The sequence below is a fragment of the Streptomyces sp. NPDC060205 genome (assembly GCF_042728395.1).
In the GTDB taxonomy this organism is placed as follows: Bacteria; Actinomycetota; Actinomycetes; order Streptomycetales; family Streptomycetaceae; genus Streptomyces.
In genome coordinates this window covers 23250-37176 of the sequence record NZ_JBHWZP010000057.1, presented here as the reverse complement: position 1 = coordinate 37176, position 13927 = coordinate 23250, and the positions used below count along the sequence as shown (strand labels likewise).

Annotated in this window: 12 protein-coding genes; 6 read left to right on the top strand and 6 right to left on the bottom strand. The window is 72.0% G+C overall.

The window, feature by feature from the left end; translation table 11 throughout:
- Positions 1-114: 114 nt before the first annotated feature.
- Both ACFWGJ_RS13300 and ACFWGJ_RS13295 read right to left on the bottom strand, forming a co-directional pair.
- Positions 115-1902: a hypothetical protein gene (locus ACFWGJ_RS13300; protein ID WP_387323251.1), complete on the bottom strand. Its 1788-nt coding sequence runs from the start codon at positions 1900-1902 to the stop codon at positions 115-117.
- A 499-nt stretch (positions 1903-2401) separates the two neighbouring features.
- Positions 2402-3526: an alpha/beta hydrolase gene (locus tag ACFWGJ_RS13295; protein ID WP_381832997.1), complete on the bottom strand. Its 1125-nt coding sequence runs from the start codon at positions 3524-3526 to the stop codon at positions 2402-2404.
- A 202-nt stretch (positions 3527-3728) separates the two neighbouring features.
- On the opposite strand from ACFWGJ_RS13295, the gene ACFWGJ_RS13290 reads away from it, so the two are divergent.
- From ACFWGJ_RS13290 to ACFWGJ_RS13265, 6 genes are all read left to right on the top strand, one after another.
- On the top strand, positions 3729-5600 hold the full coding sequence (locus ACFWGJ_RS13290; protein WP_387323250.1) for a phosphatidylglycerol lysyltransferase domain-containing protein: 1872 nt from the start codon (positions 3729-3731) through the stop codon (positions 5598-5600).
- A gap of 174 nt (positions 5601-5774) precedes the next feature.
- On the top strand, positions 5775-6689 hold the full coding sequence (gene folP, locus ACFWGJ_RS13285) for a dihydropteroate synthase (RefSeq protein WP_387323249.1): 915 nt from the start codon (positions 5775-5777) through the stop codon (positions 6687-6689).
- Positions 6686-7189: a nuclear transport factor 2 family protein gene (locus ACFWGJ_RS13280; protein WP_387323248.1), complete on the top strand. Its 504-nt coding sequence runs from the start codon at positions 6686-6688 to the stop codon at positions 7187-7189. The genes folP and ACFWGJ_RS13280 overlap by 4 nt, the downstream gene beginning before the upstream one ends.
- Before the next feature lie 251 nt (positions 7190-7440).
- Positions 7441-7800, top strand: coding sequence for a dihydroneopterin aldolase (folB, locus tag ACFWGJ_RS13275; RefSeq protein ID WP_387323246.1), 360 nt, complete (start codon positions 7441-7443; stop codon positions 7798-7800).
- Positions 7797-8405, top strand: coding sequence for a 2-amino-4-hydroxy-6-hydroxymethyldihydropteridine diphosphokinase (gene folK, locus ACFWGJ_RS13270; protein ID WP_387323245.1), 609 nt, complete (start codon positions 7797-7799; stop codon positions 8403-8405). Before folB ends, folK begins: the two co-directional genes overlap by 4 nt.
- A gap of 48 nt (positions 8406-8453) precedes the next feature.
- Positions 8454-8939: a DUF3180 domain-containing protein gene (locus ACFWGJ_RS13265; protein ID WP_387323243.1), complete on the top strand. Its 486-nt coding sequence runs from the start codon at positions 8454-8456 to the stop codon at positions 8937-8939.
- A gap of 194 nt (positions 8940-9133) precedes the next feature.
- Here ACFWGJ_RS13265 and folE read toward each other — a convergent pair whose 3' ends face one another.
- The 4 genes from folE to tilS form a co-directional block, all read right to left on the bottom strand.
- The gene (folE, locus tag ACFWGJ_RS13260) at positions 9134-9739 is read right to left on the bottom strand and encodes a GTP cyclohydrolase I FolE (RefSeq protein ID WP_387323242.1); all 606 of its coding nucleotides are present in this window, start codon (positions 9737-9739) and stop codon (positions 9134-9136) included.
- 145 nt (positions 9740-9884) lie between these two features.
- The gene (ftsH, locus tag ACFWGJ_RS13255) at positions 9885-11921 is read right to left on the bottom strand and encodes an ATP-dependent zinc metalloprotease FtsH (protein WP_387323259.1); all 2037 of its coding nucleotides are present in this window, start codon (positions 11919-11921) and stop codon (positions 9885-9887) included.
- 211 nt (positions 11922-12132) lie between these two features.
- A complete protein-coding gene (gene hpt / locus ACFWGJ_RS13250) occupies positions 12133-12693 on the bottom strand; it encodes a hypoxanthine phosphoribosyltransferase (protein ID WP_387323257.1) in 561 nt (186 codons plus the stop codon).
- Between the two features lie 107 nt (positions 12694-12800).
- A complete protein-coding gene (gene tilS, locus ACFWGJ_RS13245) occupies positions 12801-13841 on the bottom strand; it encodes a tRNA lysidine(34) synthetase TilS (protein ID WP_387323240.1) in 1041 nt (346 codons plus the stop codon).
- Between the last annotated feature and the right edge of the window lie 86 nt (positions 13842-13927).

Here is a 13927-nt window from a genome sequence, read left to right as displayed (position 1 = left end):
GGCGGTGGCTGTCCGCCACCGCCCTCACGCATGCGCCGAACTCATGCGCCGAACGCATGCTCCGAACGTGTGCGCCGATCTGGGTCCCGGAGGCCGGGACCTGTCCCAGGAGTCCTAGGAGACCGCGCTCCGCAGTTCCGTCAGGTCGATCTGTTCCGTCTCGTCGTGCGCGGTCAGGTCGATGACCTGGCCGACACCGCGCGACTCCTCGCCCACGGGCTTGAAGCCGGACTCGGCCTCGGCCTTGTGGAGCGCGAGCGCCTCCTGTCCGACCACGTCCGCGAGGTCCTCGTTCTGTACGGCCTCCAGCGCCTCCGCGCCCTTCTGCGTGCCGAAGAAGTCGAAGCCGCCCTCTACGGAGGGGCGCCGTACGGGCGTGGCCGGTGCGACCGCCACCGCCGTGGGCACGGTGAAGTGCCCGGCGGGGCGCACGGGCCGTGCGGCGGGCGTCAGCGCGGCGGCGCTCGACGGCGAAGGACCGGCCTCGGCCGCGGACGGCCGCTGTACGCGGGCCACTTCCGACGGGGTGGGACGCGCGAGGTCGCTGCCCGGCGCGGGCTCGTGCGCCGGCGCGTGCGCGGTGTCGGGCGCCGGCCGGGACTCCGTCCGGATCGCGGTGGACTGCAGGGACGTCACGCCGACGGCGCCGGTCCGTGCGCGGGGCCGGGCGGCCTCGGTGGACCGTGTGCCCCCGGCGTGCTGTGCGTGGGGCCGTACGTCCTCGGTCGCGGTGGCCTGCGCGGGCCTCGGGGCGGTCGCGGAGGCCGTGCCCCCGTGCCCGCCGACCGCCTCGGGCTTCCCCGGCGCCTCGCCGTCCTGCCGCGTGTCGCCCTTCGCCGGCGCACCCGTCATGGCGCTGCCCGCGGCGGAAGCGGCGGCCTTCGGGGAGCCGCCCGGCCTGGGCGCGCCCTTGCCGGGGCCGCCCGGCGACGGCGAGCCCTTCCGGGCACCGCCCTTCGCGGGAGTCCGCTTGGCCGGGCCGCCCCTGGGGGGCGTGGTCGGCGCGGGGCCGTCGGTGTCGGGGCCTTCCGGGGCCGGGTCGTCGGAGGCCGTACCGGCCGCGGTGGCCGACGGGGCGACCGCGGTTTCGGCGCCTTCGTCTCCGGCGGCCAGGGATCCGTCCGCCGGCGAGCCGGCGCGCGCCGGGCCGGACTCCGCAGGGGCGGAATCCTCCGGGCCGGACTCCTTCGGGCCGGCCTCGACGGCGGTGTCGTCCGCGGACTGCGGCGCGGAGGTTCCGGCCGCGGACCCGTCGTCGTCCGAGGTGTCCGGAGTCTTCGCGGCGTGCGGAGTCTTCACAGCGTCCGCGTCGGCCGAGTCGTCGGCGTCGTCCGTCCGGGCCGCGTCCTCGGCCGCGGCGCCGTTGCGGGCCCCCAGGAGGCGGTCCAGCGCCGAGTTGGCCTTCACGTACAGGACCGAGGCAGCGGAGGACGCCGCCAGGGCCGCCTGGACCGTCGCCGTCGTCGCCTCGGGCACCGCGGTCCCGGGAGCCGCGTCGACGGACTCCTCGGGCGCCGTCTCCTCGGCCGCCGCATCCGTGACGGGCGCCTCCGGAGCCGGCGCGGCCTCTATCTCAAGGAGCCGGCGGCCCTCCAGCGCGGTGGCCCGCTCGGTCTCCGCCGTGGCGTACCGCCGCAGCAGCGCGGCGTGTTCGTTGCGCAGCCCGGCCAGCTCGGCACGCTTGGCGCGCAGCCGCTGTTCCAGCTTCGTACGGAGTTCGCGCGACTCGTCCAGGTCGCTCTCCAGTTCGGCGACCCGCTCCTCGTGACGCCACTCGTCGCTCGCGCGCCCGCGTGCGAGATCCGCGACGCGCCGGCCCGCCGAGGCGTCCCAGCGGCGCATGACGACCGCGCCCACGACGGCCGTCAGCGCGGCGCCCGCCGCCAGCCCTCGGAGCACCATCGGTTCGGAGAACAGCCATGGCCCCACGGCGCAGACGACGGATACGCCTGCGATCGCCGAGGGGGGCAACAGCCGGTGCAGAGGTGGGGAATGGCGGTGACGTCCTCGTGGCATGGCCAGAAACTTACCGCGCGTAGGCGAATGATGGTGCCCCGCGGGGCAAAAACGCAGCCACACCGAAACCTTCTCGCCGCCCCTTCACCGGACATTCCCCGCACCGGCCCCTCCCGGAAGCCGACTTGGGCCCGCCACCAGCAGCCGCACGGGTCCCGCACCGTCCGCCCGCGGTCCGCCTATTCGGCGCGGGCCCTTCCGTGGCCGCCGCACCACTTCCCGATCAAGCTCCCCGCATTCGCCGCCGGGCCGAGATCGCCGGCCTTGCCACCGCGCTTACCGGGACCGGAAAGAAACACCGGGCCGGTGAATTCGGCGGACTTCGCCGCGTATTCGCGTACGAACGCCGTCGGAAGCCCTCGACCGGCGTGCGTTCAGCGGGCACTCAACGGTCGCTCAGCCGCCCGCTGAGCCACTGGAGGGTCGCCGGGATCTCGCGCCGCCAGGTGTTGAAGTTGTGGCCGCCGCTGTCGAGGATGATCGACGAGATCCGGGTCGGCCTCCTCTCCTCGACCAGGTCGATGAACCTCAGCGTCTCCCGGTAGTTGCTCTCGCCCTGTCTGCTGCTGCTGACGAGCAGCGAGGTGTCGGGCGCGGGCCGGTGCCTGAGGTACCAGACCAGGTCGGCGCTGTCGCGCAACTCCTGGTCCCCGTGGAAGAGATCGCCCGTCGTGGGGTCGGACGGCGGCCGGTAGTACGGGGACAGGCCCGCCCCCGCGGCGTACGTCCCCGGGTGGTGGATCGCGAGTTTCAGCGCGCAGTAGCCTCCCGTCGAGTCCCCGACGACGCCCCAGCTGCCGGGTTTTCCGCCCACCCTGTAGTGATGTGACACGGCGTCGGGGAGGTCCTGGGCGAAGAACGTCTCGGTCCGCGGCCCGCCGGGGACGTCCACGCACTCGGTGTCGCGCGGCGGTGCGACGGTCGGCCGCATCATGACCAGGATCATCGGCTGCATGCGGCCGTCCTTGGCCAGCGCGTGGGCGGTCTGCGGATAGTGCAGGCCCTTGACGAGCGCCTCCGCGGTCCCCGGGTAGCCGGTGAGCACGACAGCGGCGGGGAACGTACGGGTGCGGTAGCGCGGCTGGAAGTACTCCGGCGGCAGATAGACGTACGCGGGACTGGCGATGTGGGTGCGCCGGCCGACCAGTTCGACCTTCTGGAGCTGGCCGCCGATCTGCGGCCGCGCCCCGCCGGACACGTTGACCTGCCGGGTGCCGACCACCTGGAGCGGGCCGGCCGCGTCCCCGGGGTCGTGGTCGACCACGACGCCCTGTCCGGACTCCCGGCCGAGGAGGTCGGCCCAGCTCGCGTAGAAGCCGAAGGCCTGGTTGGCGGCGAGGCCCACCGAGGCGAAGACCGCGAACTGAGTGGCCGTCAGCAGGGCGATCCGTCCCGACACGGCACGCCAGTCGCGGCGCGCGAGCAGCGGCCAGCACCACACCGTGCCGACGAACAGCAGCACGGCGACGAGGACCACCAGTACCAGCACCTTGTTGCTCGTGAGTCCCATGAGCTGTTCCTGCCTGCGCTTTCCGACCGGTGGCCGCACCGCTTCCTTCACGGCGCCTTGCCCCGGTCTTTCCTTTCCCTTTGGAGCGGTTTTCCGCGAGGGAGTGAACCTGGCTCTCCACGACACCGTCCTAGAGGGCGCAATGTCGCCGGATGCCGGATTGGCACCGGATTCAAGGTCTCTCGCAGAACCACGGGATGCGATGTCTGTCAGGATAGATGGGGAAAAGTCGGGCGAGGTTCCGGAACGAACGGCCCGGCCGCGGGGCGCACTCGGCCGTCCGGGCGGCGCATCGCGCGGTGCGCGCCGTGTTCTGCACGGTCCGCGCCCCGAGGCCGTCCCCGCCTGGGTCGCCAGGGCCTGCACGCTCGTGGGCGTCCTGGACATCGCCGCGGGTGTGTTCCCGCGCTTCCGCCACAGCCGGATGCACACGCTCGCGGAGGTACTGCCGGGCGCGCTCGGCCCGTTCGCCGCCGCCCTGTCGCTCAGTACGGGTGTCCTGCTGCTGCTCCTGGCCCACGGGCTGCGCCGGCGCAAACGGCGGGCGTGGCGGGCCGCCGTGGGGCTGCTCCCGGCGGGCGCCCTCGCCCAGTTCACGTACCGTCACTCGCTCGTCGGCGTCATCATCTCGCTCGCGCTGCTGGTCCCGCTGCTGCGCCACCGGGACGAGTTCACGGCGCTGCCCGACCCGCGCAGCCGCTGGCGGGCGCTCGCCAACTTCGTCCTCATGGGCGCCGGTTCGCTCGTCCTCGGCCTGGTCGTCGTCAGCGCCCACCCGCACCGCATGATCGGCGACCCGAGCCTCGCGGACCGTATCGAGCACGTGCTGTACGGCCTGCTCGGCCTGGAGGGGCCGCTCGACTACACGGGCACCACGTCCTGGACGGTGGCCTTCTCGCTCGGCGCGCTCGGCCTGCTGACCGCCGTGACCACGATCTACCTGGCCTTCCGCCCCGAGCATCCGGCCGCGCGCCTCACCGAGGACGACGAGGCGCGCCTGCGCGCCCTCCTCGACAAGCACGGCGGACGCGACTCGCTCGGCCACTTCGCGCTCCGCCGCGACAAGGCGGTCGTCTTCTCCCCCAGCGGCAAGGCCGCCGTGACCTACCGCGTCGTCTCCGGGGTGATGCTCGCCAGCGGCGACCCGATCGGCGACGTCGAGGCCTGGCCCGGCGCGATCGAACGCTTCATGGACGAGGCGACGGCCCACTCCTGGACGCCCGCCGTCATGGGCTGCTCCGAGACCGGCGGCGAGGTCTGGACCCGCGAGACCGGCCTCGACGCCCTCGAACTGGGCGACGAGGCGGTGGTGGAGGTCGCGGATTTCTCCCTGGCCGGGCGCGCGATGCGGAACGTGCGCCAGATGGTGAAGCGCATCGAGCGGGCTGGCTACGAGACCCGGGTACGGCGCATCCGTGACCTGGGCGAGGGCGAGCTGGACCGCATCCGCGGGGCCGCGGAGGACTGGCGCGGCACGGACACCGAGCGCGGCTTCTCCATGGCGCTCGGCCGCATCGGCGACCCGGCGGACGGCGACTGTCTCATCGCGACGGCCCACAAGGCGGACGGCGAACCCGGCCCGTACGGCGACCTGAAGGCCGTGCTCCACTTCGTCCCCTGGGGCGTGGACGGGGTCTCCCTCGACCTCATGCGGCGCGACCGCTCGGCGGACCCCGGCATGAACGAACTGCTCATCGTGGCGGCCCTCCAGGCCGCGCCCCGCCTGGGCATCACCCGCGTCTCGCTGAACTTCGCGATGTTCCGCGCGGCCCTGGCCCGCGGCGAGAAGATCGGCGCGGGCCCGGTCCTGCGGGTCTGGCGCGGACTGCTGGTGTTCCTGTCCCGCTGGTTCCAGATCGAGTCGCTCTACAGGTTCAACGCCAAGTTCCGCCCCTGCTGGGAGCCCCGCTTCGTCGTCTACGGCACCTCCCGCGACCTCCCCCGTATCGGCCTGGCCGCCCTGCAGGCCGAGGGCTTCGTGAGCCTCGCCCTGCCACGCGTCCTGCGCCGCCGCGCGAAGGCCCCCCGCCCGTGCGCCCACACACGGGCGGAACACGGCGTACGGGCGGCCTGAGCACCACCGCCACGCCCCCTCCCCCTCCCGTCGCCCTTCCCATCGCCCCCTCCCGTCGTCCCCACCAGGAACCCCGGCCGCCTCGCGACGCCCACCCCCGTGCCGCGCGGCGGCCGGTCCGGGCCGGGCACAGCGCAGACCGGCCATCCACCCCTTGGGCCTAGGCTGGACGGTATGAGCAAGATGAGCGGGCGAGGGCAGGTGTCGGGGCTCCCGGCGTGGGACCGCTGCGCGGTCATGGGCGTCGTGAACGTGACCCCCGACTCCTTCTCGGACGGCGGCCGCTTCTTCGACACGACCGCCGCCGTCAAGCACGGCCTCGACCTGGTCGCGGAGGGCGCGGACCTGGTCGACGTGGGCGGTGAGTCCACCCGCCCCGGCGCCGCCCGCGTCGACGAGGCGGAGGAGCTCAAACGCGTCATACCGGTCGTCCGCGGCCTCGCCTCCGAAGGCGTCACGGTCTCCGTGGACACCATGCGCGCCTGCGTGGCCGAGCGTTCGCTCGCGGCCGGCGCCGTCCTCGTCAACGACGTCAGCGGCGGCCTCGCCGACCCGGCGATGATCCCCGCCGTCGCCGCCGCGGGCGCCCCCTTCGTGGTCATGCACTGGCGCGGCTTCCTCCAGGGCAGCACCGTACGGGGGTCGTACGAGGACGTCGTCTCCGAAGTGGTCGACGAACTCCACGCGCGCGTGGAGGCCGTTCTGGCGGGCGGCATCGCCCCGGACCGCATCGTCGTCGACCCGGGCCTCGGCTTCTCCAAGGAGGCCGAGCACGACCTCGTCCTCCTCGCCCACCTCGACCGCCTGAGGGAGATCGGCCACCCCCTGCTGGTGGCGGCGTCCCGCAAGCGGTTCCTCGGCCGGGTACTGGCGGGCCCGGAAGGTGCCCCGCCGCCCGCCCGGGAGCGGGACGCGGCCACCGCCGCGGTCTCCGCGCTCGCCGCCCACCAGGGCGCGTGGGCCGTCCGCGTCCACGAGGTGCGGGCCACCGCCGACGCCGTCCGGGTCGCCCGGGCCGTGGAGGGCGCCCGCGCCGCGCAGGGGAACCGGGCCGCCCGGGGAGCCGCGAGCGGTGAGGGAGCCCGGTGAGCGCCCCGCACACGGACGTCGAACAGGTCGAACTCGCCAACACGGCCTTCTACGAGACGCTGGAACAGGGCGACTTCGAAGAACTGTCCTCGCTCTGGCTGACCCCCTCCGACCTGGGCCAGGACGAGGAGTACCACGACCCCGCGCAGGCCGGCGAGATCTCCTGCGTCCACCCCGGCTGGCCGGTCCTCAACGGCCGCGGCGAGGTCCTGCGCTCGTACGCGCTGATCATGGCGAACACCGAGTACATCCAGTTCTTCCTGACCGACGTGCATGTCTCGGTCACCGGGGACACCGCGCTGGTGACCTGCACGGAGAACATCCTCAGCGGCGGCCCCCCGCCCGAGGACAGCGACGAACTCGGGCCGCTCGTGGGCCAGCTCGTCGTCGCCACGAACGTGTTCCGCCGCACCTCGGACGGCTGGAAGCTGTGGTCGCACCACGCCTCCCCCGTCCTCGCCGAGACCGACGAGGACGAGCCGGACGACCCGGCCCCCTGAGGCCCGCCGACACCCCGCAGAGGCCCCGCCGAAGCCCGGCAGCGGCCCGCTGGGGCGCCGAGGCGGGCCGGGCGGGCGACCACCGCCGTAGTACGTTGGTGATCTCGCGGCGCCGGCCCCGGGGCGCCGGCCCGTGGCCCGGCCGACCGGCCGTGTCAGTGCCCGCGGGTAGATTCGTTCGAGGCCGGTGTACCGCCCCCGCACAGGGGGAAGGGGACCGGTCCCCGCCGACGATTTCAGGAGTGATTCGCGTGGATCGTGTCGCGCTGCGCGGCCTCAGGGCCCGTGGTCACCACGGCGTCTTCCCCAAGGAACGCGAAGAGGGCCAGACCTTCATCGTGGACCTCGTCCTGGGCCTGGACACCCGGCCCGCCGCGGCCGACGACGACCTCACGAAGACCGTGCACTACGGCATCGTCGCGGAGGAGGTCGTGGCCGTCGTCGAGGGGGACGCGGTGAACCTCATCGAGACCCTCGCCGAGCGGATCGCCACCACCTGTCTGAAGCACGACGGGGTCCAGGAGGTCGAGGTGTGCGTCCACAAGCCGGACGCCCCGATCACCGTCCCCTTCGACGACGTGACCGTCACCATCATCCGGAGCCGTGCATGACAGCGTTCACCGAGGGCCAGAGCGACCCGACCGTCCAGCCGGTGCCCGCCTCCGTGGTCGAACAGGTCGACGCCGCCGACTCGACCCTGCACAACCCCGAACGGGCCGTGATCTCCCTGGGCTCGAACCTCGGCAACCGCCTGGAGACCCTCCAGGGCGCCATCGACGCCCTGGAGGACACCCCCGGCGTCCGCGTCAAGGCGGTCTCCCCGGTGTACGAGACCGAGCCGTGGGGGGTGGAGGCGGACAGCCAGCCGTCCTACTTCAACGCCGTGATCGTCCTGAGGACGACGCTCCCTCCGTCCTCGCTCCTGGAGCGGGCCCACGCGGTGGAGGAGGCCTTCCACCGGGTACGGGACGAGCGGTGGGGCCCCCGCACGATCGACGTCGACATCGTGGCGTACGCGGACGTGGTCTCCGACGATCCGACGCTGACCCTCCCCCATCCGCGCGCCCACGAGCGGGCCTTCGTCCTCGCCCCGTGGAACGACGTGGAGCCCGAGGCCCAGCTGCCCGGCCGCGGCCCCGTGGCACAACTGCTCACCGCGGTCACCCGGGACGGCGTCGCGCCCCGGGCCGACCTGGAACTTCAACTGCCCGACTAGTCGTTAAGGTCAGGACGCGTCAGGACACACCATCGTGAGAGGGACTGAGTGAAAGAGCTGCGCATCAGGACGCTGGCCGCGGTGTTCCTCGTCGCCGGGGTGCTGTCCTGGGCAGGCGCCCGCCTGTGGAACTCGGTGGGCACGCTGCCCCGGGTCCCCCTGGCCGCGCCCATCGTCCTGGCTCTGATCGCCGTCGTCCTGCTGGCCACGGCGATCTCCCTGCGGTCCCGGCTGAAGGCCCAGCGCGAGCGCGTGGCGGGCGCCAAGGGGGTCGACCCCCTGATGGCCGCCCGCGCGGTCGTCTTCGGCCAGGCCAGCGCGCTGGTCGCGGCCCTCGTCGCCGGGATGTACGGCGGCACGGGCGCGTTCCTGCTGGAGTCGCTGGACATCCCCGCCCGCCGCGACCAGGCGATCTACGCCGGCTTCTCGGTCCTGGCGGGCCTCGCCGTCATAGCGGCCGCCTTCTTCCTGGAACGAGTCTGCAAACTCCCGGAAGACGACGACACAGCCGGCAACGCACCTTCAGCCGCCTGACCCCTCGGCACGGGGCACAGCCCCTCCCCGAGGGGCGCGGGGAACGGCGCGGTCTTTGCCTTCAGGGGCGCGCTCAAAGATGGGGCGCAGCCCCTCTTGAGGGGCGCGGGGAACTGCGCGACCAGCCACAACGCACCCGCACGTCCCACCGGACCGCTGCCGCCCCCCCCTCGCGGAAGCGAACCGCGAGCCACTCAACGAGCCATGATGAGACTCATCGCCTCGTTACGGGTCGCCGCATCCCGCAACTGCCCGCGAACGGCAGAAGTTATCGTCTTGGCCCCCGGCTTACGAATCCCCCGCATCGACATGCACATGTGCTCGCACTCCACCACGACGATCACCCCCCGCGGCTCAAGAATCTCCATCAGCGAGTCCGCGATCTGCGTGGTGAGCCGCTCCTGCACCTGCGGCCGCCGCGCGTACACGTCCACGAGCCGCGCGAGCTTCGACAGCCCCGTGATCTTCCCTGACGTACTCGGGATGTATCCCACGTGCGCCACACCCCGGAACGGCACCAGATGGTGCTCACAGGTCGAGAACACCTCGATGTCCTTCACGAGGACCATCTCGTCGTGGCCCAGGTCGAACGTCGTCGTCAGGACGTCCTCGGCCCGCTGCCGCAGCCCCGCGAAGATCTCCTGGTACGCCCGGGCGACCCGCGCCGGCGTCTCCCGCAGCCCTTCCCGGTCCGGATCCTCGCCGACCGCGATCAGCAGTTCTCGTACGGCGTTCTCGGCGCGCTTCTCGTCGAAGTCGCCGATCACACCTTCTCCGTCCAGCCTCACGGGGTCGGTCATCTCGTGCCTCGTTCCTGTGCCTCTCACGCGCGCGAACCGCGCGTACCGCCAGCGGGCATACGAAGATGCCGCGCCCCCCAGGCTAGAACCTGAGGGGCGCGGCATCCATTCCGGGCCTGGTGAGGGCGCCGGGAGCCAGGGTGTGTCAGCTCTCGGTGCGGTCCTCGGGGGCCGTCTCGGTCACCGGGTGCTCGGCGGACGCGCCGGCCTTCGTGGTGAGCGAGGGGGTGGAACCGTTCGCCCCGTTCGTCAGTGACAGCTCCCTGGGGGAGAGCACCGGCGGACGGGTGGACGGGGTGCGGCGGGAGGAGCCGGTCCACGCGGGGCGGGCCGGACGCTTGACGAGCGGAGTGAAGATCTCGGCGATCTGCTCCTTGCTCAGCGTCTCCTTCTCCAGCAGCTGGAGCACGAGCGCGTCGAGGACGTCGCGGTTCTCGACCAGGATCTCCCAGGCCTCGTTGTGCGCGTTCTCGATGAGCTTCTTGACCTCTTCGTCGACGAGCGCGGCGACCTCTTCCGAGTAGTCGCGCGGGTGCGACATCTCCCGGCCCAGGAAGGGCTCGGTGTTGTCGCCGCCGAACTTGATGGCGCCGAGGCGCTCGGTCATGCCGTACTGCGTGACCATCGCGCGGGCCGTCGCCGTGGCCTTCTCGATGTCGTTCGCGGCGCCCGTGGTCGGGTCGTGGAACACGAGCTCCTCGGCCGCGCGCCCGCCCAGCATGTAGGCCAGCTGGTCGAGCATCTCGTTGCGGGTCGTGGAGTACTTGTCCTCGTCCGGCAGGACCATCGTGTAGCCGAGAGCACGGCCTCTGGAGAGGATCGTGATCTTGTGCACCGGGTCGGAGTTCGGAGAGGCCGCCGCGACCAGGGCGTGTCCGCCCTCGTGGTACGCGGTGATCTTCTTCTCCTTGTCCGACATGATCCGGGTCCGCTTCTGCGGGCCCGCGACCACACGGTCGATCGCCTCGTCCAGCATGTGGTTGTCGATCAGCTTCTGGTTGCTGCGCGCGGTGAGCAGCGCGGCTTCGTTCAGCACGTTCGACAGGTCCGCACCCGTGAAGCCCGGCGTGCGACGCGCGACGGCCGACAGGTCGACGTCCGGCGCGACCGGCTTGCCCTTCTGGTGGACCTTGAGGATCTCCAGACGGCCCAGCATGTCCGGGCGGTCGACCGCGATCTGGCGGTCGAAGCGGCCGGGGCGCAGCAGGGCCGGGTCGAGGATGTCCGGGCGGTTCGTCGCGGCGATGAGGATCACGCCGCCCTTGACGTCGAAGCCGTCCATCTCGACGAGCAGCTGGTTCAGCGTCTGCTCGCGCTCGTCGTGGCCGCCGCCGAGGCCGGCGCCGCGATGGCGGCCGACCGCGTCGATCTCGTCCACGAAGACGATCGCCGGGGCGTTCGCCTTGGCCTGCTCGAACAGGTCACGCACGCGCGAGGCACCGACACCGACGAACATCTCGACGAAGTCGGAACCGGAGATCGAGTAGAAGGGGACGCCCGCCTCGCCCGCGACGGCACGCGCGAGCAGCGTCTTGCCCGTACCGGGAGGCCCGTACAGCAGGACGCCCTTGGGGATCTTGGCGCCGACGGCCTGGAACTTCGCCGGCTCCTGGAGGAACTCCTTGATCTCGTGGAGTTCCTCGACCGCCTCGTCCGAGCCCGCCACGTCGGCGAACGTCGTCTTCGGGGTGTCCTTGGTGATGAGCTTCGCCTTGGACTTCCCGAACTGCATGACGCGGGAGCCGCCGCCCTGCATCTGATTCATCAGGAACAGGAAGACGACGACGATGAGGACGAAGGGAAGCAGGGACAGCAGGATGCCGACGAAAGCGTTCTGCTTGGTCGGCGAGACCGTGTAGCCGTCCGGGATCTGCTTGTTCTGGAACTTGTCCTGGAGGGTCGTGGCCAGGTTCACACCCTGGTCGCCGATGTAGCTCGCCTGGATCTTCGAGCTGCCCTCGATCTTTTCGCCGTCCTTGAGCTCGGCCTTGATGACCTGCTCGTCGCCGGTTGTGATCTTGGCTTGTTTGACCTTGTTGTCACTGATCGCCTGGACGACCTGGCCGGTGTCCACCGTCTTGTAGCCGCCGGACGAGCCGACGACCTGCATCAACACGACCACGGCAAGGACGGCCAGCACGATCCACATGACCGGCCCACGGAAGTATCGCTTCACGTCCATCCATACGGAGCGGTGCCGCCCCGTCCCTCCTGCCATAGTGAGTTTGATAAGACTGTTCTTCGGACGGTACCCCAGCATTGCCACCGGAAGCTGCTCGGTCCGGCTGACAAGCCCCGTCTACGTATGCTCCAACGGCGCGAAACCCTCTGGGGTTCCCGGCCGTACTGCAGGGGCTGGGCCCTGTCGGGGGCCGTCACCCGTCCAGGGTGCCTCAACCGCCGTAGACATGGGGCGCGAGCGTACCGACGAACGGGAGGTTCCGGTACTTCTCCGCGTAGTCGAGGCCGTACCCGATGACGAATTCGTTCGGGATGTCGAAGCCGACCCACTCCACGTCGATCGCGACCTTCGCGGCCTCGGGCTTGCGCAGCAGCGTGCACACCTTGAGGGACGCGGGCTCACGGGAGCCGAGGTTGGAGATCAGCCAGGACAGCGTCAGACCGGAGTCGATGATGTCCTCGACGATCAGGACGTGCCTGCCCTTGATGTCCGTGTCGAGGTCCTTGAGGATCCGCACCACTCCGGAGGACTGGGTGCCCGCGCCGTACGAGGAGACGGCCATCCAGTCCATGGTGACGGGGGTGGACAGGGCCCGGGCCAGGTCCGCCATGACCATCACGGCGCCCTTGAGGACACCGACGATGAGCAGGTCCTTGCCCGCGTACTCCGCGTCGATCTTCGCGGCCAGCTCGGCCAGCTTCGCGTCGATCTCTTCCTTGGTGATGAGCACCGACTGGAGGTCGGTGCCCAGGTCTTTCGCGTCCACCCGCATCACTTTCGGTCGTCCCACCGGCTGCTTCCCGGTCCCTCGGCGAGGAGGGGCCGCTCCCCGAAGGGGTTGCCCTCCGGGGGAGCCGCCACCCGAAGGGCGACTCTTTTTCAGCCTTGCCGAATCACCAGTCTGCCACCCTGCCGCTGGGCGACGACCTTGCCCGGGAGGTTGATGGCTCCCTGGCCACGCCAGCCGGTGATCAGCCGGTCGATCTCCTCGATGTGCCGGGCGAACAGCGAACCGGCGGGCGCCCCGGCCTCGATGGCGGCCCGGCGCAGGATGCGGCGGCGCACGGCGGGCGGCAGGGCGTACAGTTTGGCGCACTCCAGGAGGCCCGCCGCGTCGCGTACGGAGGCCTCGGCGCGGCCGGCCCACGCGTCGAGCGCGTCGGCGTCGTCACGGGACAGCTGGGCCGTACGGGCGAGCGCTTCGACGACGCCCTTGCCGAGCGCCTTCTCCAGAGCGGGCAGTCCCTCGTGGCGCAGCCGGGAGCGGGTGTACGCCGGATCGGCGTTGTGCGGGTCGTCCCAGACGGGCAGCGACTGGACCATGCAGGCCTTGCGGGCGGTCTGCCGGTCCAGGTGCAGGAAGGGGCGGCGGTAGCGGCGGTCGGCGCCGGGCCCGCCGGAGACGGCGGCCATACCGGACAGGGAGCGTGTCCCGGAGCCGCGGGCGAGGCCCAGCAGGACGGTTTCGGCCTGGTCGTCGCGGGTGTGTCCGAGCAGGACCGCGGTGGCGCCGTGCCGCTCGGCGGTGGCGTCCAGGGCGGCGTACCGCGCGTCGCGGGCGGCGGCCTCGGGGCCGCCCTCCCGGCCGACGGTGACCGCGACGGACTCGGCGGGGGCCAGTCCCAGTTCGGTGAGCCGCAGGACGACCTCGTCGGCGCGCAGGTCGGACCCGGACTGCAGACCGTGGTCCACGGTGACGCCGCCGGCGCGGACGCCGAGCTTGGGCGCCTCGAAGGCGAGGGCGGAGGCGAGCGCCATGGAGTCGGCGCCGCCGGAGCACGCGACCAGCACGAGCGGCGCGCGCGAGGGCACGCCGGGGGTATGACCGGGGGCGCGTTCGGGGGCGTGATCGGTGAGGACGTCATGGAGTACGCGGCGGACCGCCAGGCGTATCGCCGCGACCGCAGGATGGGGACCCATGTCCGGTTCCCTTCATGAAATTGTCGGGGGGTGAGCCCGGGTTCGGTCACTCAGAGTGTGTCGATGGTGACAGAACCGGGCCGTTC